The following is a 21,667-nucleotide window of genomic DNA, read 5'->3' as shown; positions in this document are numbered from 1 at the left end:
AACTGATGCTCGACACCCAATTCACGCAGCACTTCCACATCGCGCTGGGCCGCCTCCACCTGCGCCGCGCAGCGGAACAACTGTAGGGTGCCACGGCTGCGTTCTTCGTAGTGGATACCAGTCTCCGCGCGCAACTCGCGCAGGCAGTCCCGCGAGTATTCGGCCAGACGCAACATGCGCGCCTTGTTCTCGCTGTAGCTGCGGGGGTTGCAGTTGGCCAGCATCTGCAGCATCCAGCGCAACTGGAAGAGACTGCCGTCTGGTCGGATCGCGAGCGGCGCGTGCTTCTGGAACAGCCATTTCATGGCTTTGAGCGGGATCCCGGGCGCCGCCCACGGCGTCGAATAGCCCGGCGAGACCTGCCCCGCGTTGGCAAAGCTGGTCTCCAGCGCCACACCGGCCTGCCGATCGACCACGGTGACATCCGCGCCGCCGCGGGCAAGGTAGTAGGCGGTGCTGACACCGATCACGCCACCACCGAGAACCAGGACTTTCATTGCCAACCCCTTCGCCAGACTTTGATCTGGCTAGTCTATGAAGAGTATGGCAGTGCTATTCACTGACCTTTCGGTGCGTTAAAGTGATATCGACGCCCAATCTTAGGGACAGGCCGGCAGGAACAGGGAAATATGCGCCAGCTCGACAAAACCGACCGCAAGATCCTCGACGTGCTGCAGCAGGACGGCCGCATCACGATGACCGAACTCGCTGAGCGCGTCGGCCTATCGACCACGCCGGTGGCGGAGCGCGTGAAGCGGATGGAACGGGAGAAAGTCATCACCGGCTATCACGCGCGGGTCGATCCGCGCGCGCTGGGGCTGAACCTGCTGGTGTTCGTCGAGATCCGCCTGGCGTCGAAATCCGGCGAGCTCTTCGATGAAGTGAAGCGCGCGCTGGCTTGGCTCCCCGAGGTGATGGAATGTCACCTTGTATCCGGCGACTACGACTACCTGATCAAGGCGCGCATCACCGAGATGGCCGATTACCGCCGCCTGCTGGGACATGTCCTGAACCGGCTGCCGGCGGCGGCGGAGTCTCGCAGCTATGTGGTGATGGAAGAGGTCAAGGAGACGCTCTTCCTGCCGACCGACTGATCACGTCAGGTTGCCTGCACCGGTTCGGGGTAGCAGGGCTGCTGCGCCTGAATGCGACGGCGCGTTGCCCGCGCATAGGGCACCCAGGCGAGCAGGCGCCAACGGATGAACATCGCGATGCCACGCACCCACTCGTCCGCCGCCATCGCCAGCCATACGCCGGTCAGGCCCCATCCGGCTTGCACGCCGAGCAGCCATGCAACGCCGACTGCTACGCCAAACATCGAGAAGACGCCAAAACCGACTGGGAAACGTGCATCACCGGTCGCCCGCAGCGCGTTGATCACCACCAAGTTGAAAGTGCGCCCCGGCTCCAACAGCACAACCACCCACAGCAACTGGCTGCCGGCGGCGATGATGTGCGGATCGTCGGTGAAGAAGTTGAAGATCGCGTGACCGGACAATGCTGCAATCAAGGCCAGCGTCGTCGACGCCACGAAGCCCCACAGCAGCGCCTTGCGCACCACACGGTTTGCATCGTGCAGATGACCGGCGCCGATCTGGTGTCCAACCACGATCTCGGTACCGAAACCGATCGCGAGCCCCGTGAGCAAGATGAAGTAGCTGACCTGAAGAAGGTAGGTATGGGTAGCGAGTTCGCCTGCCCCCATCGCCGCGACGAAAGCCAGCACCCAGGTGAACGCAATTCGGTAAGCAACGTTCTCGCCGGCACCAGGCAAGCCGATATGCGCCATCTCAGCGAGTTCGGCGCGCCGCACGATCAACCAGTCCGACCTCGTCGGCGTCACTGCCAGTCGCTGACGCCACAGCCACACATGCATCGCCAGCGACGCCACGCGGGCGAGCAGGAAGCCGACGCCAATGCCGACCAGACCCAGCCGCGGAACCGGCCCCCAGCCGAACATCAGCGGCAAACCGGCCAGCAGCGAACACGCATACATCGCCACCATCAGGCGCAGCGTATCGCGGGTGAATGTATAGGCCCGGAGCACCGACGACATTGTGGCGATGATCGCGTCGACCGCGAGCACCACGCCGAGGATGACCAGATAGGGCTGCGCTTCCGGGCGCAGCGCAGGCGGCAGCTTCATCAAACTGAGCAGAGGCCCGGCACCGAAACCGACGATGGCCGCCGAAATCAAACCCAGCCACACCGCCGCCGCGAGGCTAGCCCGAGCGATGCGCTCAGCACCTTTGTGATCACCGGCGCCCAGGTATTGCGTGATCACCACGCTCGCGCCGACACCGACAAGCCGGAACAGGATGATGAAGAAAGCCATGATCTGGTTCGACAGGCCGAATGCAGCGGCGGTGTCGTCCGAGATGCGGGCGGTCAACCATACGAACAGCAAGCCGATCGAGGCGTGCAGCAGATGTTCGGAAAAAATCGGCCAGGTGATGGCAAAGAGCCGGGGGCGTGGGGGCGCAGGGTGTCGTGTCATTCGCAGCAAATCCGTTGTTCATGCCGCGCTTGAGCTGTGCGCTTCTGTTTGGTTGCGCGGCGAACTAAGTATGCCTCTCGTCGCGCGCGCCGACCGGGTGGATTTTCGGGGGTTGATCGCGGCCGGGTGTAAGTAGAAATGAACAAGGGCAGCTCTCGCTGCCCTTGTCGGGTACTGCAGGTGCCTTGCAGGTCAGTGACCGCGCTTCTTCATTCGCTCGATCATCGCCAACTGCGCAGCGGCTTCGGCCAGCTCGGCCTGGGCACGCGCGTAGTCGAGCTTCGACTCCTGGTTCGACAGCGCTTCTTCGGCCTGACGCTTGGCATCCATCGCCTTGGCCTCATCCAGATCGCGGCCACGGATTGCCGTGTCTGCGAGCACCGTAACCAAGCCGGGCTGTACTTCGAGCACGCCACCCGCGACGAAAATCAGTTCGTCGTGTTCCTGGTTCGGCAGCTTCAGACGCACCGCGCCAGGACGGATACGGGTCAGCAGCGGCGTGTGTCCGGGCAGAATGCCCAGCTCGCCCGCTTCACCCGGCAGTGCGACAGCCTCAGCCAGACCGGAGAAGATCTGCTCTTCGGTGCTGACCACGTCGACATGAACCGTCATTGCCATTTGCTTATCTCCGCTCTAGGTTGCGCGCGCCGCCGGAGCGGCCCGCACAAACCTGCGCCTTACTGCAGCGTCTTGGCCTTCTCGAAAGCCTCTTCGATGCCACCGACCATGTAGAAGGCCTGTTCCGGCAGTGCGTCGCACTCGCCCGATGTGATCATCTTGAAGCCCTTGATCGTATCCTTCAGCGTCACGTACTTGCCCGGCGACCCGGTAAACACTTCAGCAACGTGGAAGGGCTGCGACAGGAAACGCTGGATCTTACGGGCGCGGGCGACAAGCAGCTTGTCTTCCGGTGCCAGTTCGTCCATACCCAGAATCGCGATGATGTCGCGCAGCTCCTTGTACTTCTGCAAGGTGGCCTGCACGGAACGCGCGGTCTGGTAGTGCTCTTCGCCAACCACCAGCGGATCGAGCTGGCGCGAGGTGGAGTCGAGCGGATCAACGGCGGGGTAGATACCCAGCGCGGCGATGTCACGCGACAGCACGACGGTCGAGTCGAGGTGGAGAAAGGTCGTCGCCGGCGACGGGTCAGTCAAGTCATCCGCAGGCACATACACGGCCTGGATCGACGTGATCGAACCGACCTTGGTCGAGGTGATGCGTTCCTGCAGGCGGCCCATTTCTTCCGCCAGCGTCGGCTGATAACCCACGGCCGAAGGCATACGGCCCAGCAGAGCGGACACTTCGGTACCGGCCAGCGTGAAGCGGTAGATGTTGTCGATGAACAGCAGGATGTCGCGGCCTTCGTCGCGGAACTTCTCGGCCATCGTCAGACCGGTCAGCGCCACGCGAAGACGGTTACCCGGCGGCTCGTTCATCTGGCCGAAAACCATCGCCACCTTGTCGAGAACGTTCGACTCTTTCATCTCGTGATAGAAGTCGTTGCCCTCACGGGTGCGCTCACCAACGCCGGCAAACACCGAGAGACCCGAGTGCTGCTTGGCGATGTTGTTGATCAGCTCCATCATGTTCACGGTCTTGCCGACGCCGGCGCCACCGAACAGACCGACCTTACCGCCCTTTGCGAACGGGCAGATCAGATCGATAACCTTGATGCCGGTCTCGAGCAGTTCCACCGACGGCGACAGCTCGTCGAACTTCGGCGCTGCCGCGTGGATCGCGCGCTTTTCTTCGCACGCCACCGGGCCCGCTTCGTCGATCGGACGACCGAGCACATCCATGATGCGGCCGAGCGTACCGTGACCGACCGGCACAGAGATCGGAGCACCGGTACCGTTGACCTTCATGCCGCGGCGCAGGCCATCGCTGGAACCCAGCGCAATGGTACGCACCACACCGTCGCCCAGCTGCTGCTGAACTTCGAGGGTCAGGCCGGACTCGACCAGACCGTTATCTTCGGCGGCATCCAGCTGGAGCGCTTCGAAGACCTTGGGCATCGAATCACGCGGGAACTGAACGTCCACCACCGCGCCGATGCACTGAACAATGGTTCCTTGACTCATCGTCTTTCCCCAATCATTAAAACCGTTACACCGCCGCGGCGCCGCCGACGATCTCTGAGATCTCGCGGGTGATCGCTGCCTGACGGGTCTTGTTGTAGACCAGCTGGAGTTGCTTGATCACGTTGCCCGCGTTGTCGGACGCAGCCTTCATCGCCACCATGCGTGCGCTTTGCTCAGACGCCATGTTCTCGGCCACGGTCTGATAGACCGCCGCCTCGACCAGACGGAGCATCACCTCGTCGATCACCGCTTGCGCATCCGGCTCGTAGATGTAATCCCACGAACTGTCCGGAGTACCCATGCTCTCGCCGGTGAGCGGGAGCAGCTGAACAATTCGCGGCTCCTGCTTCATCGTGTTCACGAACTGGTTGAAGGCGATGTAGACCGCCTCCACCTGACCGCCGAGATAAGCGTCGATCATGACTTTGACCGGCCCGATCAGGCGCTCAAGGTGCGGGGTATCACCCAGCTGCGTGACGTGCGAGATGACCTTCGCACCCATGCGCTGCATGAAACCGAGTCCCTTGTTGCCGATACAGGTCACGCGAATGTCGTTCGCGCCCGCCTCTTCCCACTCCTTCAGGCGATTCACCGCCATCCGGAACAGGTTGGTGTTGAGACCGCCACAGAGCCCCTTGTCGGTGGAGATGAGCACCAGCCCCACCTTTTTGGGATTCTCGACCTTGGCGAGGAACGGGTGCCGGTAGTCGGTGACGTTCGCAAGCGCGAGGTTGGCGGCAAGCCGGCGAATCTTCTGGGTATAGGGGCGGCCCGAACGCATGCGCTCTTGAGCGCGACGCATCTTGGATACCGACACCATCTCCATGGCCTTGGTGATCTTGCGCGTGTTTTGCACGCTCTTGATCTTGTTACGGATTTCCTTTCCGCCCGCCATGTCGCTCTCCGCGCCTTAGAAGGTCTTCTTGAACGCTTCGATCGCGGCAGCCAGAGTCTTTTCGCCTTCGGCGTCGAGGTCCTTGGTCTGTTCGATCTTGGCGTGCAGATCAGCGGCCTGACTGCGAACGTACTGTTGCATGCCGGCTTCGCAAGCCAACGCGCGGTTGACCGGCACGTCGTCGAAATAGCCCTTGTTCACCGCGAACAGCGTGACGGCCATGTCCGCAACGGACAGCGGCGCGTACTGCGGCTGCTTCATCAGCTCGGTGACCAGACGGCCGCGCTCAAGCTGCTTGCGAGTCGCCTCGTCGAGGTCGGACGCAAACTGGGCAAAGGCCGCGAGTTCGCGGTACTGCGCCAGTGCGAGACGCACACCGCCGCCGAGCTTCTTGATGACCTTGGTCTGCGCAGCACCACCGACGCGGGACACCGAGATACCGGCGTTGATCGCGGGGCGGATACCGGCGTTGAACAGATCGGTCTCAAGGAAGATCTGGCCGTCGGTAATCGAGATCACGTTCGTCGGAACGAAAGCGGACACGTCACCGGCCTGGGTTTCGATAACCGGCAGTGCGGTCAGCGAACCGGTCTTGCCCTTGACGGCGCCGTTGGTGAACTTCTCAACGTACTCCTCGTTCACACGGGCAGCACGCTCGAGCAGACGCGAGTGCAGGTAGAACACGTCACCCGGGTAGGCTTCACGGCCCGGCGGACGACGCAGCAGCAGCGAGATCTGACGGTAGGCCCAAGCCTGCTTGGTCAGATCGTCATAGACCACCAGCGCATCCATGCCGCGATCGCGGAAGTACTCGCCCATGGTCGAGCCGGCGTACGGTGCAATGAACTGCATCGCCGCGGATTCGGACGCCGACGCGGCGACGACGATGGTGTATTCCATCGCGCCGTTTTCGGTCAGCTTGCGCACCACGTTAGCGATGGTCGAGGCCTTCTGGCCCACCGCCACGTAGATGCAGATCATGTTCTGACCCTTCTGGTTGATGATCGCGTCGACCGCGACGGCTGTCTTGCCCGTCTGACGGTCGCCGATGATCAGCTCGCGCTGACCACGGCCGATCGGCACCATGGAGTCGACCGACTTCAGGCCGGTCTGAACAGGCTGCGACACCGAACGGCGCCAGATCACGCCCGGCGCGACCTTTTCGATCTTGTCGGTCTCCTTGGCGTTGATCGGGCCCTTGCCGTCGATCGGCTGACCCAGCGAGTTCACTACGCGGCCGATCAGCTCGGGGCCGACCGGAACGTCGAGAATCTTGCCGGTGCACTTGACGGTGTCACCTTCAGAAATGTGTTCGTACTCGCCCAGCACCACAGCGCCGACGGAGTCGCGCTCGAGGTTCATCGCGAGGCCGAAGGTGTTGCCCGGGAATTCGAGCATTTCACCCTGCATGACGTCTGCCAGACCGTGCACACGGCAGATGCCGTCGGTCACGGAAACCACGGTGCCTTCGTTGCGCGCCGTCGCCCCCAGTTGCAGGTTCTGAATGCGACTCTTGATGAGATCGCTGATTTCAGACGGGTTGAGGTTCATACCTAGAGCTCCTAATTCTGTAGCGCGGCGGCCATCGCGGCCAGCTTGCCGCGGACCGAGGCATCGATCACTTCGTCGCCGACGGCGATCTTCACTCCGCCGATCAGTTCAGGGTCGATCTGCACGGTCGCCTTGACCTTTGCCTTGAAGCGGTTTTCAAGGTCGGCAACCAGGCGCGCAAGCGTTGCGGCATCGATCGGGAAGGCGGAACTCACCAGCGCATCCTTGACGCCTTCATGCGCATCCTTCTGCGCCGTGAAGAGGGAAAGGATTTCCGGAAGAACCGTCAGGCGCTCGTTTTCGGCTAGCACGTTGACGAAATTCTTCTGGTCAGCGGTGAGGTCGCCAGCGACCTCGACGAACACGCGGGCGGCTTGATCAGCCGTAACGCGAGGATCGCCGAGGCTGTCCCGGATACGCGGTTCGCCTGCGACCGCCGCCAGACGCGCTAGCGCCTGAGCCCACGCTTCGAGGGCGTTGGCTTCACGTGCCAGCTTGAACGCCGCTTCGGCGTAAGGGCGCGCGACGGTGACGTTTTCGGCCATGGCGTCTTACAGTTCCTGTTTCAGGTTGGCCAGCAGGTCGGCGTGGACTTGGGCGTTGATTTCCTTGCGCAGGATCCGCTCTGCACCCACCACGGCAAGCTGGGCGACCTGTTCGCGCAGCCCTTCCTTGGCTTTCTGCATGGCGGCACCTGCCTCCTGCTCGGCGGCCTCGCGAGCGGCAGCGATGATGCGCGCTGCTTCGCTACGGGCTTCATCGATCAGGGCGGCAGCCTGCTTCTCGGCTCCGGCACGGACATCGGTTGCAGACTCGCGCGCTTTGCGCAGTTCGTCGACAACCTTTTTCTCGGCCAGAGCGAGATCGGTCTTGGCCTTGTCCGCAGCGGCGAGCCCGTCGGCGATTTTCTTCGCACGCTCGTCGAGTGCCTTCGCGATCGGCGGCCACACGAATTTCATCGTGACCAGCGCGAGCACGAAGAACACAACAAGCTGGGCAAACAGCGTTGCGTTCAGATTCACGGCATCACTCCCGAATCAGTGGAAGGAATGGACCGGATCAGAGCTTGAACGGGTTGGCGAAGGCAAACATCATCGCGATACCGACACCGATCAGGAACGCAGCGTCGATAAGACCGGCCAGCAGGAACATCTTGGTCTGCAGGGCGTTCATCAGCTCGGGCTGACGGGCGGACGCTTCCAGGTACTTCGAGCCCATGATGCCGATACCGATACAGGCACCGATAGCACCGAGACCGATGATCAGACCAGCGGCCAGAGCAACGAAACCAAGAACGTGTTCCATGACGACTCCTCTATTTCAGAAAAAGTGGGGTTGAATCAAAAAACTAACTGCCTACGGTGCAACGCTAGTGTCAGTGGCTTTCGTGAGCCTGACCGACATAGACAAGCGTCAGCATCATGAAAATGAAGGCCTGCAGCGCAACGATCAGGATGTGGAAGATCGCCCAGGCGGAGCCCGCCAGCACATGGCCCGCCCAAAGCAGCGGACCCGCGACACCCGACGTACCCCAGGCGGCGCCCATCAGCGCGATGAGCATGAACAGCAGCTCGCCTGCGTACATGTTGCCGAACAGTCGCATGCCGTGCGAAATCGTCTTCGCGGCGAACTCGATCATCTGCATCAGGAAGTTGATCGGGTACAGGAACCACTTGTCGCCGAATGGCGCTGCGAACAGCTCATGCACCCAGCCGCCAAGACCTTTGATCTTGATGTTGTAGTAGAGGCAGACGAGCAGCACGCCGGCCGACATCCCGAGCGTTGCGTTCAGGTCGGCGGTGGGCACCACGCGCAGGTAGGCGTGCTCGTTGCCGCTGATCTTCTGCCAGATCATCGGCAGCAAGTCGAGCGGCAGGAAGTCCATCGAGTTCATCAGGAACACCCAGACGAACACGGTCAGCGCGAGCGGTGCGACGAACTTGCGCGACTCAGCACTGTGGATGATGCCCTTGGCCTGGTCGTTAACCATCTCGACCAGAATTTCAACGGCGGCCTGGAAACGCCCCGGAACGCCGGAGGTCGCCTTGGACGCCGCGCGCCACAACAGGAAAACAGTCAGCAGACCCAGGCCGACCGAGAAGATCAGCGTGTCGACGTTGAGAACGCTCCAGTCGACGATGTTCTGCTGTGCGTGGCCGGTTGTGTTGTTATGGGTAAGGTGGTGAACGATGTACTCGCCCGCGGTAGGCGCGCTTGCTTCGTGTCCGGTGGCCATGTCAGGTTTTAACCAAAAAAGCGAAAACGTTAGCTTGAAGCGTCACGACCAAGCCGATGACCACCGCGCCCCAATGGACGTCCGGGTAGATCAGGCGGATCGCAGCCAGTAATCCGATACTCAAGGCAATCTTGATCAGTTCGCCAAGGAAAAAGGCCAGCGCATAAGAGGCGCCGGGGCGCTTCGAAGCAGCATGGAGCCGCATGGCAAACAACCAAGTCGGGAGGACACAGGCGACGCCCCCCAACGCCGCCGAGAGCGCGCCACGAGAACCGAAGGCCACCATTCCTAAAACGGTGCCAATCAGTGCGGCCATGAGCTGCAGGACGATAACCTTATACATTCCCTGCACTGCCGCGAACATCTGCGCGCCTCGAAAAACCATGCAATGTTAGGTATTTAGCTGATTGAAGTCAAACTTAGTACTTGCCCTATGCCAGCGATCTATTGCAATGCAGCACGCACCATTGTAGTGCGCCGCGGGTACGCTGGACAGGCTGTCATCTACATCGGAATCTCAACCGTACACTGCATAATTGTCGCGCCGGGAAGCTCCCCGGCGCCCGCCCCCAGAGAACATGACAATCGAACATAACCCGATGATGCTGCTGAAGACGCGGCGCTTCCTGCCGCTCTTCACGACCCAGTTCCTGGGCGCGTTCAACGACAACGTGCTCAAGCAGGCGCTGCTGTTGCTGATTACCTTCCAGGGTGGGGAGGTGATGGGCTTGTCGCCGGCGCTGATGGTTCAAGTGGCATCGGGCCTGTTCGTGCTGCCGATGTTCCTGTTCTCCGCGTCCGCCGGGCAGATCGCTGATGCTTTCGACAAGGCGACGCTGATCCGCTGGGTGAAGCTGGCCGAAATCGGCATCGCGCTGATCGCGGCCGCCGGCTTCTTCTTCAAGGCTGTGCCGCTGCTGCTGTTGGCATTGTTCCTGATGGGCCTGCACTCCACCGTGTTCGGACCGCTCAAGTACTCGATACTCCCGCAGCATCTGCATGCCGATGAAGTGGTTGGCGGCAACGCCTGGGTGGAAAGCGGCACCTTCGTCGCGATTCTGCTCGGTTCGATCGTCGGCGGGATGCTGATCGCCGTACCGGGCACCGGTCCGGTCTGGGCCGGTGCCGCCTGTGTGATGCTGGCCGCCTGCGGCTGGCTGGCGAGTCTGTCGATCCCGGCCGCACCACCGCTCGGGCGCGTGACGATGAACTGGAACCCTTTCAGCGAGATCGCGCAGAACATGCGGATCGCCGCGCGCAACCGTACGGTGCTGATGGGCATGATGGGCATTTCTTGGTTCTGGTTTTACGGCGCGATGCTGCTGTCGCAGTTCGGCCCCTTCGTGAAGGAGACCATCGGCGGCAGCGAACATCTCGCAACCTTCCTGCTGTCGACCTTCATTGTCGGCATTGCGCTCGGTTCCCTACTGGCCGAACGTGCCTCGGGCGGCAAAGTGGAACTCGGCCTGGTGCCGCTAGCCTCGCTCGGCATGACGATATTCGGTGTAGACCTGTACTTCGCCAGCCCGGCCACACCGCACCAGGGCATCGAGGTGGCCGGCTTCATCGCGCAGCCCGGATCGTGGCGACTGATGGCGGATCTGGCGCTGATCGGCGTATTCGGCGGGCTTTATACGATTCCGCTCTACGCTTTGATCCAGACGCGTTGCGAGCCAGCCTACCGCTCGCGCATCGTGGCCGCCAACAACATCCTGAATGCCGGCTTCATGGTGGCCTCGGCCGGTTATGCGTTCTTCGCGCTGAACCAGGGTGCGAGCATCCCGCAGATGTTCCTGTATGCGGCACTGATGAACATCGCGGTGGCTGCGTTCATCTACAGCCTGGTGCCGGAGTTCATGCAGCGGCTGCTGGTTTGGTTGCTGGTGCATACGTTCTACCGGGTGCGCGCAAAGGGCTACGAGAACATCCCGGCGGAGGGGCCGGCCGTGGTGGTGTGCAACCACGTCAGCTTCGTCGATCCGCTGATCTTGATGGCGGAGAGCCGGCGCCCGATCCGCTTCGTGATGGATCACCGCATCTTCAAGATGCCGATCATCAACTTCGTCTTCAAGGAGGGGCGTGCGATTCCGATCGCTCCGGCGAAGGAAGACGCCGCAATGCTGGAAGCCGCCTACGACGAAGTCGCCAAGACCTTGGAAGCCGGCGAGATCGTCGGCATCTTTCCGGAGGGTCGGATCACCGACACCGGCGAGTTGTCGCCGTTCAAGGCTGGCGTCACCCGCATCGTCGAACGCACGCCTGTGCCGGTCGTGCCAATGGCCCTCTCTGGACTATGGGGTAGCTTCTTCTCGCGCAAAGACGGCCCAGCGATGAGCAAACCATTCCGGCGCGGTCTGTTCAGCCGCATCGAATTGGACATCGGCAAGCCGCTATCGCCCGCAGAAGCGACACCGGAGGCATTGCAGGCGGCCGTTGCGCAGTTGCGGCAACGCCCCTGAACACCGACACGCCCTTCCGCAGGAGCGAACCCGATGCATGACTACCCACTCACCGCTGGTACCACGCTACTGATTGTGTTGCTGATGTTCGGCACCGCCTGGAACGTGGGCCGTGCGCGGGAAAAGTATGGCGTCAAGGCGCCCGCCACGACCGGTAACGAGTACTTCGAGCGCGCCTACCGCATCCAGCTCAACACGATGGAGTGGGTGATGGTGTTTCTGCCCACCCTGTGGCTCTTCGCCGCCTATGTCAGCGACCGCTACGCGATGGTCGCCGGTCTGGTCGGCCTTGCCGGACGCGTGCTTTACGCGGTCAATTACCAGCGCGACCCGGCCACGCGCGGCACGGGTTTCATGATCGGCATGATCGCATTCGGCGCCATCGGTCTTTGGACGGGGTTCGCCGTGCTACGGGCGGTGACCGGATACTGACGAGCAGCCGCGCCTCGCGCAACACGGCGTCGCCGCGCCCACCCTCCTGACACCACGCTGTCAGGAGCCCCCCTGCATCCTGTCTGCACCTCAACCGCAACAGGAGCAACATCATGGACAAAGCGCTTCGCCAACAACAACGCGTCGTGTGGTTCGAACTGCCGGTGGTCGACCTTGACCGCGCCTGCGCGTTTTACGAAAAGCTTTTCGGTGCACCGCTGCAGCGCGAGCAGATGGGCCCTGAAGTCACGATCGCAGTGTTTCCGTACGACGGCACCGGTGTGTCGGGTTGCTTGCAGCGCGCGCCCGGCTTGGTGCCGGCGAGTACCGGCACGAAGGTGTATCTGAACGCCGACAGCGGGCTGGATGCGCTGCTCGGACGGGTCGAGGCCGCGGGCGGTAAAGTGGCGCTGCCGCCGGTTGCGCTGCCGGGCGACATGGGGCGCTTCGCGCACATCATCGACAGCGAGGGCAACCTCGTCGGCCTGCACGAAGCCTGAGCGAAAGGAACCCGCGATGAAATTCGGCTACACCATCGTCTATGTCGCCGATGTGCGCGCGACGCTCGATTTCTACCAACGCGCCTTCGGATTCGCCACCGGCTTCGTCACCGACGACGCGCAGTTCGGCCAGCTCGACACCGGCGATACCGCGCTGGCGTTTGCGCGTCACGACGTTGCCAGCGCATCGCTCGGTGGCGATTACCGGCCGCTGAATGCCGACGCCCTGCCGGCTGGCATCGAGATCGGCTTCACGACCGACGACGTATCGGCCGCCTTTGAGCGCGCCGTCAACGCCGGGGCGACAGCGCTCACCGCGCCGACCCTGAAACCCTGGGGGCAGACCGTCGCCTACCTGCGAGCGCCGGAAGGCACGCTGGTCGAGTTGTGCACGCCGATGGGCTGAAACACCGTGCGGCGCGCTGATCGACTCTTCCAGATCACCCAGATCCTGCGCGGCCGCCGGCTCACGACAGCCGCGCAGCTGGCAGAACGGCTTGCGGTATCGGAGCGCACGATCTACCGCGACATCGCCGATCTGTCGACCTCCGGTGTGCCGGTCGAGGGGGAGGCCGGTGTCGGCTATCGACTGAGGCCCGGCTTTGATCTGCCTCCGCTGATGTTCAGCGCCGACGAGCTGGCGGCACTCGCGCTGGGGGCGCGTGTGGTCGGCGCCAAAGGTGGCAGCGAGTTGGCGCTGCATGCGGCCAGCGCGCTGGAGAAAATCAGCGCCGCCGTGGGCCCGGCACTGCGTGCGCGGCTGGAGAGCACCGCACTGCTGGTGCCGGACTTCGGCAGTACGCCCGGCAGCCAACACATCGAGGTGCTACGCCGCGCAGTCGATCAGCGCCTGCGCATCGCTTTCGATTATGTCGACGAGAAGGGCGCACGCAGCAGCCGCTTCGTCTGGCCGCTGGGTCTGTTTTTTTGGGGCCAGGTGTGGACGCTCGGCGCGTGGTGCGAACTACGCGCTGACTTCCGCAGCTTCCGACTCGACCGCCTGCTACACCTCACGGTCGCCGGCGATCATTTCCCAGACATGGAAGGCCGGCGCCTTGCAGACCTGCTACGGCACTGCCACGCCTGACGCCTGCGCGTTGGGTGGAGCGACGTCATCGTGCCTTGCACGTCCGCAGTGCTTGCCAGCGGGCGGCTCGTTCACGACGCGGCATGCGGGCTGTTCTCACCTGTGTCGGGATGGTCTTTCAGGTAAGCAGCGAGCCGCACGTCCTCCTTCAGGATATGCACTTTGAGCCAGTTCTCGATGAAGTCGACGATGCGATCGCTCGTCCAGCGGTCGTTGTGGATGTCCGCACTGATCTCGGTAAGCCGCGCCAGCTGCTGTTCGTGCATCGCGTAGTGCTCCGCATAGCCGGGGTAGCCGACTTGGCGCATCACGGATTCCTCATGGCGAAAGTGCGCGTGAACATAGCGGAACAAGTGCATCGCACAGGCTGTGAGGTCCTTCTTGTCGCTTGCCTCGACAAGCTTGTTGGCGAGCATGAAGAGCTGTTCGTGCTGAGCGTCAATCTTGCCCTCGCCCACGCAGTAGTCGGCCTTCCATTCAAATCGTGTCATGTCCTATCCCGGCCAGCTGAAAATGCGCCCAGATGCAGTGGCATCGCCACCGGCTACAGCGCGGAAGCTGCAGTGTCCGGCTGCTGCTCGAAGGCCGCGACGACGGTCACTTCTTTCACCGACAGGACGCGATTGACGTCGAGCAGCACGACGAATTTCCCCGCGACCTTGCCCACGCCCTTGATGAAGTCGCCACGGATGCGGGCGCCAAACTCAGGCGGCGGCTCAATCTCGGAGGGCGGAATCTCGATCACTTCGTTCACCGCGTCGACGACAATGCCCATTTCCTCCACGCCGGACTCCGCCGCAACGTCAACGATGACGATGCAGGTGCGCCGCGAAGTCTTCTGTGGCGCCCTGCCGAATCGCACAGCTAGATCAAAAACCGGCACGACGGCGCCACGCAGGTTGATGACGCCGCGAACAAAAGGGGGCGTCATCGGCACCTCGGTCAGCGCGCCATACTCGATGATTTCGCGAATCGCGAGAATGCCGATGGCGAACGTCTCGTTGCCGAGCTGAAAGGTCAGATATTGCAGATCGTTCGCCTCTGCCGCGCCACCAGTGCGATCAGGCGCAAGCGCCCTGGCGGGCGGTTTTGCCAATTCCATACCTGCACTCACCATTGCCGTCTCCTAGAACCGCGAGAAGCCGGTATCAACCAAGCCGGCGCTCGCACTCCCGCGCTTGCTGCCGGTTGCGACAGGCGCGGACCGCGCGGCCGGCGCCTTGGACGTTGCTACGGCTTGGCGACCGCCGTCTTCGCGAACACCTATCGAGAAGAAGGACATCAGCTGCTGGAGTTCGTTCGCCTGAGCGCTCATCTCGCCCGCGGTTGCAGCCAGCTGCTCTGACGCCGCTGCGTTCTGCTGAGTGATCGTATTAAGCTGATCCATCGCGGTATTGATCTGCTCGACGCCCACACTCTGCTCACGGGACGAGGCCGTGATCTCCTGCACCAAATCGGCGGTCTTGCGCGTTGCGGGCACGATCTCGTCGAGCAGTTTGCCAGCGCGCTCGGCCAAGCCGACGCTGTTACCCGCCAGCTGCCCAATCTCTTGCGCTGCCACCTGACTGCGCTCAGCCAACTTGCGGACCTCAGCAGCAACCACCGCAAAGCCCTTGCCATGCTCGCCGGCGCGCGCCGCTTCGATCGCTGCGTTAAGTGCCAGCAGATTGGTCTGGTAAGCAATGTCGTCGATGATGCCGATCTTCTTGGCGATCTGTTTCATGGCCAGCACCGTTTCGGTTACGGCCTGCCCGCCCTCGGCAGCCTTCTTGCTGCCGTCGCTGGTCATGGTGTCGGCGACCTTCGCGTTTTCGGTGTTCTGGTTGATCGAGGCAGACATCTCTTCGATCGACGCCGATGTCTCCTCTACGCTCGCGGCCTGTTCGGACGAAGCCTGCGACAGCGCCTGCGCGGTATCGGTCACTTGTTCGGAGGCCGAAACCAACGCGTCGGAGGTGCCGTTGACGGCTGCAATCGTCTCGGACAGCTTCGCGACGGTTGCATTCACCGCGTCGCTGAGGTCCTTGATCTGCCCGCGATAGTCGGAAGTGATCGTCATCGTGAGATCACCGCTCGCCACCGCCGCCATGACCCGCTTCACCTCATTGACCGGGCCGACCACACCGTCCATCGTCGCGTTCAGGCCTTCGATGATTTCGCGATAGCCACCTTGATGCTGGCTCGCGTCCGCCCGCACATCGAGCCGCCCCTCGGTCGCTGCGCTCGACACGGTCACCGCGTCCCTGATCAGCGCGTTGATGTTGGTCTTCATCATCATCAGCCACTGGTGAATCTGATCGCGGTCCGACGCCTTGGCCATCGTTGCGCTCATATCGCCGTTGGCAATCTTCGTCACATAGGCGACCAGGTCGGTGAGCCAGGCGTGGACGGCGTTCACCGCGTCCTTCATGCGTTGGTGGTCGCCGTAACAGGTGATGGTGACCGACTCGGAGAGATCCCCCCCTGCGATGCGACGCAGGACGCGGTTACCTTCGGCCACCGGCTCGACGATATTCGAAACGGTTTCATTCACCCCGCGTACCAGCTGGTTCCAGCCCCCAACGAAGAGGTCGGCATTGGCGCGTTTATCGAGCTCGCCAGCGGCAGCCGCCTTGATGATGATGTCGGTCTGCTCAAGCAGGTCGTTCATCATCTTCACCGCAGCATTCAGGTTGGTCTTGATGACATCGAATTCACCGTTGTAGTGGGCGGTGATGATCGGCGGGATGACGCCTTTGGAGATTTTGTCGACATAGTCGGCGGTCACGTTGAGCGGCCCGATCACCGCGTCGAGCGTGTCATTGACGCCCTTCACGATGGCCTGATATTCGCCTTTGTACTGCGTCACGTCGGCACGTGTCGTCAGCTGCCCGGCAACCGCCGCGTTCGACAGGCGTGCGGCCTCAGCGCTCATGCCCTTCACGGCAGCTACGGCTTTCTCAAGCGAGGCGAGCAGCATTGCAACTTCATCCTTGCCAGAGGCGTCGATCTTCACGTTCAAATCGCCGTCGGCAATCCGATTGGCAGCATCCAGCGCGGCAGAGACAGGGCGGGTGATGCTGCGGGTGATGAAGAAGCCAAAAACGCTCGCGAGCAAGACGGCAGCAATCGCCAGCCCGATCAGGATGCGATTCGATTCTGCAGCCACCTGCTCGGCCTGTTTCCCGGCATCCTCCATCAGCTTCGTCTGGAACTCGTTCATCTTGTGCAGCGTGTCGAGGTAGTTCGCCTGCGCCTTGCGCACGTCACCCATCATGTAGGCGATCGCCTCGTCTCGCTTGCCCGCCTTCACCAGATCGACAAAGTTGCCCTGCGTAACCAGATATTCCTTCCGCGCCTCGACCACGGTGGCCAACAGGCGCTTGCCGTCCTCGGACACGATCATCTGATCGAGCTTCCCCAGCGCGTCGCTGATGGTCTTGCGCGCCTCGTCGAGTCTTTCAAGCTCTTTGGTCGCCGCAGCCGGAGGCAGCAGCAGCGCATTGCGCATCGCCCGCGCAATCACGTTGACCGAATCGGTCACGTCATTGACCAGCACGGTCTTCTTGAACTTGTCGTTGGCCATGTTGCTGACCTCGGTGCTCAGCACGTTGATGCGGCTGACCGCCAGCGCGGAAACGACGATCAGAAGCACGAGGACAGAGACAAACCCGAACCCGAGCCGGGCCCCGATTTTCAGGTTGTTAAGCATGTTTGGCTCCTTCGAACATTCAGCGTGCTGGATTGCTTAGTCGGATACCGCAGCCGGGGCGGCAAGTTGTGCTTTTCGGCCTGGCTCGTGGCGCGCGAGTCGCCTCACCAGACCAGGAATATCGAGAATCATCGCGACGTTGCCGTCGCCCAGGATCGTGAAACCACTGATCCCGTCGAGCCCACCGAACACGGTGCCCAAGGGGCGGATCACGGTCTGGAATTCGCCCATCAGGCGATCCACCACGAGCCCAGCCCGGCGGCCGGCGTACTGCACGACAACGACGTTCTCGCGCTTCACCGGGTGCAACAGGAAGGCCAGCTCCGGGTCGGCCGCCAGGGCTGCGGCCCCTTCTGCCGTCAGCAGTGCGGTACCCGATGACACGGCGCTCGCGGGCAGCGCGAGCTCATCGTCGTCTTCAGAATCAGCCAGCACTTCACTGTCGCTGTCCTGCACGTTGAAGAGTTGCCTGAGGCGGATGTAGGGCAGCACCTCGCCGCGCAGGTTGAGGTAGTCGCTGCCGTGCGCGGCCTCAGACTCACCGGCGGTGAGTTCGACGCACTCCACCACCATGTCGAGCGGTACCACATAAGTCGCGCGGCTGACGCCCACCAGAAAGCCATCGATGATCGCCAGCGTCAGCGGCAGACGGATGCGCGTCGTGGTGCCATAGCCCTCGTTGCTTTCGATCTCGACGGCGCCGCGCAGGGCGGTGATGTTCTTGCGCACGACGTCCATGCCAACGCCGCGCCCGGACAGGTTGCTGACCTGATCGGCCGTCGAGAAACCCGCTTCGAAGATCAGGTTGTAGATGTCCTGGTCCGACAGATGCTGGTCGTTCTTGACCAGGCCACGTTCGCGCGCCTTGGCGAGGATGCGCTCACGATTCAGGCCACCGCCGTCATCCGACACTTCGATCACGATGCTGCCGGAGTCGTGATAGGCGTTAAGCCGCACCGTGCCGTAAGCCGGCTTACCACGCGCGACACGCAACTCGGCATGCTCGATGCCGTGGTCCATCGAATTGCGCACCAGATGCGTGAGCGGGTCGCCGATCTTCTCGACGACCGTCTTGTCGAGTTCGGTTTCCGCGCCGGCGATCTCGAGCCGGATGTCCTTGCCAAGGTCGGCGCTGACGTCGCGCACCACGCGGTTGAAGCGGTTGAACGTGGCGCCGATCTGCACCATGCGCAACGTCAAAGCGGAGTCACGAACCTCCTCAACGAGGCGCGACAGCCGCGCCGCCGCTTCGAGCAGGTTCGGCAAGCCATGTTGTTGCGCGAGCAGATTGACGCCGGCACTCGCGATGATCAGCTCGCCGATCATGTTGATGTGCTCGTCCAGCTTGTCCGCATTCACGCGGATCAGGCCGCTTTCGCCGCCTGTGCGCTCCTTGGCCTGCTTCTGCTTGTCGAGCGCAGCCTCCACCACCTTCGGCTGCACCAGCTTCTGATCCACCAGCACCTCGCCGATCCGCGGCGCCGGTGCGGTGTCGTTACCCGCTTGCCGATTCAAGGCGGCCGTCAGCTCCGACTCGGTCAGCGTGCCGCACCTCACCAGAATCTCGCCGAGCTTGAAGTCGTCGTCCGGCATCTCGTCGATCAAGCGCAGGTAGTCCGCAATCTTGCTGTGCGGCGGCAGGATCGATATCTGCGCGTCTTCGCGCACGAAATCGAACGCCGATTCGATCTTCGCCTTGTCGGCGTCCGTCCGGAAGCGGATTTCGTAGCCCAGGTAGCTCGCTTCGGGGTCAAGCTCCGAGAGCGGCGGTACAAGCTCGATCAGGGTAACGAGCTGCGCGATTTCGCCAAAGCTCGTGAGGTATCCGATCATTGCGAGCGGATCGAGTCCGCTCTGCAGCACCGTTGCATTGAAGCGCAAGGAGAGGTGCCAGTGGTCCGTCCCCACGCCATCTTCCTGTGGCGCTTCAACCGCCTGCACGGCCGGCGGCGCGGCAGTTTGAATCGTTGCCGGCAACGAGTTGCCGACGTAAGCCCGCAGGCGCTCGGTTAGCTGCTCGGCGACATGCCGAACCTTGTCATCCGGCTCGCCGCCGCCTTCCAGCAGGTTGATCAGCGACCCGATGTGATCGCGAACCGCAAGGAAGGTGGCAACCAACGGCGAATCGATCTTCAGCTCGCCATTGCGTACGCGGACCAGCACACTCTCGGCGATATGCGTGAAGGCAACGATGTGGTCGAGGCCGAAGAGCCCGGCCGAGCCTTTGATGGTGTGTGCGGCGCGGAAGATCGCGTTGATGGTCTCGACATCGTCGGGCATCTGCTCCACGCGAAGCAGGGCCTCCTCCATCTCCTCCAGCAGTTCCCGCGCTTCGATGATGAAGAGTTGGAGAGCGTCATCCAGATTCATGGCAGGCGTCCCGCACCTTACGTCGCAGCCGTAACTGCTGCGGCATCGAATTGATCGGAGAGCGCACACAGCTGCAGCACATTGCGCACGGCGCTGCTGTGGCCGAAGAAGTGCAACGGCACCTCGCGCAACGTCGCCTCGCGCCGGGCTGCAATCATCAGTTGCAAGCCCGCACTGTCGAACTCGTTGACACGCGAGAGATCGACTTCGACGCTGCACCCCGAACCGAGGGCCTCGAGCAGCTGCTCGCGCGTCAGGCCAACATTGGCGATCGTCATTTCGCCTTCGATCACGACGGTGGTCGTTTTCTGAGCCATGGCTCCAGCCTCGAAACGCGGAACGAGCCCGCATATCCAAGCGAACAGGGAAGCGCTTCGGTGTGGTCACGCCAAGCGCCAAACGGACCTGCACTGCGACATGCCAGAGAGCGGGCGTCGATACCCCGCCGCAGACTCATGCCACAGGCATTCATCGGCGGCACCTCAGGGAAGTTTAGGGTGAATTTTCACGAAGGCCGCGGTCGTTTGCGCTGGCTCAAATTCGCCGCCTGAAGGCGCAAGACGGGGGTGGAGCGCCGCCAGTGCCAACCGGTGCCACCGGGGCAGTTTTCGCGACAGCGTCGGTCACAGTCGGCATTGCAGGCGCACAATCAGGCATCGCAAAGGCCGCCGGGGGTCAAGCCATGAACAAACACGACAAACCCAAGCCAAAGCCCAGCTATGCACCGGCATTACAACGCGGCTTGCATGAGCTCAGTCACCAGGTCGAGGCGATGCATCGCGCCATCGCCGGAAAGACCTTCGGCGCGCTGAAGCAGGTGCCGGGCGTCGCGCAGCCGGCTGCGGTGGTCGAGAGCATTCATGACGCGATCAGCTCCGGCATCCACACCGCGGTGCGGCTGGGAAACCGCAGCCTGCTGGGCCTTGCCGGGCAGGCCGAACGCGCGCTTGCGAGCGACGCGCCACCCGGCCCGCGCGAGAGCGGCATCCGCGCCGCCATCAACGGTGTTTTCGGCGATCACTTGGCGGCCCACGGTGAAGCACTGGCGACGCCGATGCAGCTCTTCGAGCGCGGCCAGCACACCGCCGCAACACTTGATCATCTGCGGATACCCCTGCACCGTGTGTGCATCTTCCTGCACGGACTCGCGTGCGACGAACATAGCTGGGCACCGGAGCCCGACAGCGGCGAACCCGACTACGGCGAGCTCGTCGAGGCCGACTTCGGCTACACCTCGCTCTACCTGCGCTACAACAGCGGCCTGCCCATCGCCGACAACGCGGCCGCCCTTGCCGACGTGCTGCAGGCGCTCTGCGCAGCGCAACCGGGCCTGAACGAAATCCTGCTGATCGGCCACAGCATGGGTGGCCTCATCGCGCGTTGTGCCTTGTGGCAGGGAGGGGACAGCGCCTGGCTGGCCCGCACCCGCATGCTGATCTGCCTCGGCTCGCCGCAGCTCGGCTCACCGCTGGAACGGCTGGGCATGATCACCAACCGCCTGCTCGACAGCTTTGACGTGAGCGCGCCGATCGGCGCCATCGCGCGCCGCCGCAGCGCCGGCATCCGCGATCTGCACGACGGCATCGGCACCGACGCGGGCCAGGACCCGCCGAGTGTCGAGCTGCGCTTTCTCGGCGCAACGATCGCAGAAGATGGCGACAGCCCGCTCGGCAAGCTCGTCGGCGATGGTCTGGTGACGCCCGACAGCGCCCTGGCCGAGCCGGTGCGCGCGAATATCGCCCGCGCCCAGTTGGGTTGCCTTGGGCATATGGCGATGCTGCACGATGCCCGTGTGTGGCAACACATCCGCAAATGGATCGCAGAAGGCTTCGTGCCGACAGCGTAAAATCCCGCTTCCGCCCGCATCC

The 21,667-nt window shown here is 62.8% G+C and carries 23 protein-coding genes; 7 read left to right on the top strand and 16 right to left on the bottom strand.

Annotation, left to right across the window (positions count from 1 at the left end; all coding sequences use genetic code 11):
- Positions 1-497, bottom strand: a 497-nt coding sequence (locus tag ACE3P0_RS18615) for an FAD-dependent oxidoreductase (RefSeq protein ID WP_374404274.1), incomplete at its 3' end; no start/stop codon positions are given.
- A 132-nt stretch (positions 498-629) separates the two neighbouring features.
- On the opposite strand from ACE3P0_RS18615, the gene ACE3P0_RS18610 reads away from it, so the two are divergent.
- Complete coding sequence (locus ACE3P0_RS18610) at positions 630-1,094, top strand: winged helix-turn-helix transcriptional regulator (protein ID WP_374404273.1); 465 nt, start codon at positions 630-632, stop codon at positions 1,092-1,094.
- A gap of 5 nt (positions 1,095-1,099) precedes the next feature.
- Here the strand turns inward: ACE3P0_RS18610 and ACE3P0_RS18605 are convergent, their stop codons facing one another.
- From ACE3P0_RS18605 to ACE3P0_RS18560, 10 genes are all read right to left on the bottom strand, one after another.
- Positions 1,100-2,497 (bottom strand): MATE family efflux transporter, encoded by a 1,398-nt coding sequence (locus ACE3P0_RS18605; protein ID WP_374404272.1) that lies wholly within the window; start codon positions 2,495-2,497, stop codon positions 1,100-1,102.
- 192 nt (positions 2,498-2,689) lie between these two features.
- Positions 2,690-3,115 carry a F0F1 ATP synthase subunit epsilon gene (locus ACE3P0_RS18600; protein ID WP_374404271.1) on the bottom strand — a complete coding sequence of 142 codons (426 nt, stop codon included), beginning with the start codon at positions 3,113-3,115 and terminating at the stop codon, positions 2,690-2,692.
- 59 nt (positions 3,116-3,174) lie between these two features.
- A complete protein-coding gene (gene atpD, locus ACE3P0_RS18595; protein WP_374404270.1) occupies positions 3,175-4,578 on the bottom strand; it encodes a F0F1 ATP synthase subunit beta in 1,404 nt (467 codons plus the stop codon).
- Between the two features lie 25 nt (positions 4,579-4,603).
- On the bottom strand, positions 4,604-5,473 hold the full coding sequence (gene atpG, locus ACE3P0_RS18590) for a F0F1 ATP synthase subunit gamma (RefSeq protein WP_172201696.1): 870 nt from the start codon (positions 5,471-5,473) through the stop codon (positions 4,604-4,606).
- A gap of 15 nt (positions 5,474-5,488) precedes the next feature.
- A complete protein-coding gene (gene atpA / locus ACE3P0_RS18585; protein ID WP_374404269.1) occupies positions 5,489-7,024 on the bottom strand; it encodes a F0F1 ATP synthase subunit alpha in 1,536 nt (511 codons plus the stop codon).
- Between the two features lie 11 nt (positions 7,025-7,035).
- On the bottom strand, positions 7,036-7,569 hold the full coding sequence (locus ACE3P0_RS18580) for a F0F1 ATP synthase subunit delta (RefSeq protein ID WP_374404267.1): 534 nt from the start codon (positions 7,567-7,569) through the stop codon (positions 7,036-7,038).
- A gap of 6 nt (positions 7,570-7,575) precedes the next feature.
- On the bottom strand, positions 7,576-8,046 hold the full coding sequence (locus ACE3P0_RS18575) for a F0F1 ATP synthase subunit B (RefSeq protein ID WP_374404265.1): 471 nt from the start codon (positions 8,044-8,046) through the stop codon (positions 7,576-7,578).
- A gap of 37 nt (positions 8,047-8,083) precedes the next feature.
- On the bottom strand, positions 8,084-8,329 hold the full coding sequence (gene atpE, locus ACE3P0_RS18570; protein ID WP_148579106.1) for a F0F1 ATP synthase subunit C: 246 nt from the start codon (positions 8,327-8,329) through the stop codon (positions 8,084-8,086).
- A 70-nt stretch (positions 8,330-8,399) separates the two neighbouring features.
- A complete protein-coding gene (atpB, locus tag ACE3P0_RS18565) occupies positions 8,400-9,260 on the bottom strand; it encodes a F0F1 ATP synthase subunit A (protein WP_206254769.1) in 861 nt (286 codons plus the stop codon).
- A 1-nt stretch (position 9,261) separates the two neighbouring features.
- Positions 9,262-9,603 carry an ATP synthase subunit I gene (locus ACE3P0_RS18560; protein WP_374404263.1) on the bottom strand — a complete coding sequence of 114 codons (342 nt, stop codon included), beginning with the start codon at positions 9,601-9,603 and terminating at the stop codon, positions 9,262-9,264.
- A 235-nt stretch (positions 9,604-9,838) separates the two neighbouring features.
- Between ACE3P0_RS18560 and ACE3P0_RS18555 the strand changes: the two genes are divergently transcribed.
- The 5 genes from ACE3P0_RS18555 (at position 9,839) to ACE3P0_RS18535 (ending at position 13,738) form a co-directional block, all read left to right on the top strand.
- A complete protein-coding gene (locus ACE3P0_RS18555) occupies positions 9,839-11,719 on the top strand; it encodes an MFS transporter (protein ID WP_374404262.1) in 1,881 nt (626 codons plus the stop codon).
- Positions 11,720-11,752: 33 nt separating this feature from the next.
- Positions 11,753-12,151 carry an MAPEG family protein gene (locus ACE3P0_RS18550; RefSeq protein WP_374404261.1) on the top strand — a complete coding sequence of 133 codons (399 nt, stop codon included), beginning with the start codon at positions 11,753-11,755 and terminating at the stop codon, positions 12,149-12,151.
- A 113-nt stretch (positions 12,152-12,264) separates the two neighbouring features.
- Complete coding sequence (locus ACE3P0_RS18545) at positions 12,265-12,651, top strand: VOC family protein (RefSeq protein ID WP_374404260.1); 387 nt, start codon at positions 12,265-12,267, stop codon at positions 12,649-12,651.
- 16 nt (positions 12,652-12,667) lie between these two features.
- Entirely contained in the window at positions 12,668-13,057 is a 390-nt protein-coding gene (locus ACE3P0_RS18540; protein WP_374404259.1) for a VOC family protein, read from the top strand.
- A gap of 6 nt (positions 13,058-13,063) precedes the next feature.
- Positions 13,064-13,738 carry a helix-turn-helix transcriptional regulator gene (locus ACE3P0_RS18535; protein WP_374404258.1) on the top strand — a complete coding sequence of 225 codons (675 nt, stop codon included), beginning with the start codon at positions 13,064-13,066 and terminating at the stop codon, positions 13,736-13,738.
- 71 nt (positions 13,739-13,809) lie between these two features.
- Here the strand turns inward: ACE3P0_RS18535 and ACE3P0_RS18530 are convergent, their stop codons facing one another.
- From ACE3P0_RS18530 to ACE3P0_RS18510, 5 genes are read right to left on the bottom strand one after another with little or no spacing between them, the layout of a single operon-like run.
- Complete coding sequence (locus ACE3P0_RS18530; RefSeq protein ID WP_374404257.1) at positions 13,810-14,229, bottom strand: bacteriohemerythrin; 420 nt, start codon at positions 14,227-14,229, stop codon at positions 13,810-13,812.
- Positions 14,230-14,282: 53 nt separating this feature from the next.
- A complete protein-coding gene (locus ACE3P0_RS18525; RefSeq protein WP_374404256.1) occupies positions 14,283-14,855 on the bottom strand; it encodes a chemotaxis protein CheW in 573 nt (190 codons plus the stop codon).
- 9 nt (positions 14,856-14,864) lie between these two features.
- Positions 14,865-17,429, bottom strand: coding sequence for a methyl-accepting chemotaxis protein (locus tag ACE3P0_RS18520; protein WP_374404255.1), 2,565 nt, complete (start codon positions 17,427-17,429; stop codon positions 14,865-14,867).
- A 36-nt stretch (positions 17,430-17,465) separates the two neighbouring features.
- A complete protein-coding gene (locus tag ACE3P0_RS18515) occupies positions 17,466-19,799 on the bottom strand; it encodes a chemotaxis protein CheA (RefSeq protein WP_374404254.1) in 2,334 nt (777 codons plus the stop codon).
- Positions 19,800-19,816: 17 nt separating this feature from the next.
- Positions 19,817-20,116, bottom strand: coding sequence for a lipid asymmetry maintenance protein MlaB (locus ACE3P0_RS18510; protein ID WP_374404252.1), 300 nt, complete (start codon positions 20,114-20,116; stop codon positions 19,817-19,819).
- A gap of 365 nt (positions 20,117-20,481) precedes the next feature.
- On the opposite strand from ACE3P0_RS18510, the gene ACE3P0_RS18505 reads away from it, so the two are divergent.
- Positions 20,482-21,645: an esterase/lipase family protein gene (locus ACE3P0_RS18505; RefSeq protein ID WP_374404250.1), complete on the top strand. Its 1,164-nt coding sequence runs from the start codon at positions 20,482-20,484 to the stop codon at positions 21,643-21,645.
- Positions 21,646-21,667: the final 22 nt, after the last annotated feature.

The organism is Niveibacterium sp., assembly GCF_041909475.1.
Lineage (GTDB): Bacteria > Pseudomonadota > Gammaproteobacteria > Burkholderiales > Rhodocyclaceae > Niveibacterium.
The sequence above is the reverse complement of the archived record's forward strand: the minus strand, read 5'-3'. Positions and strand labels throughout refer to the sequence as shown.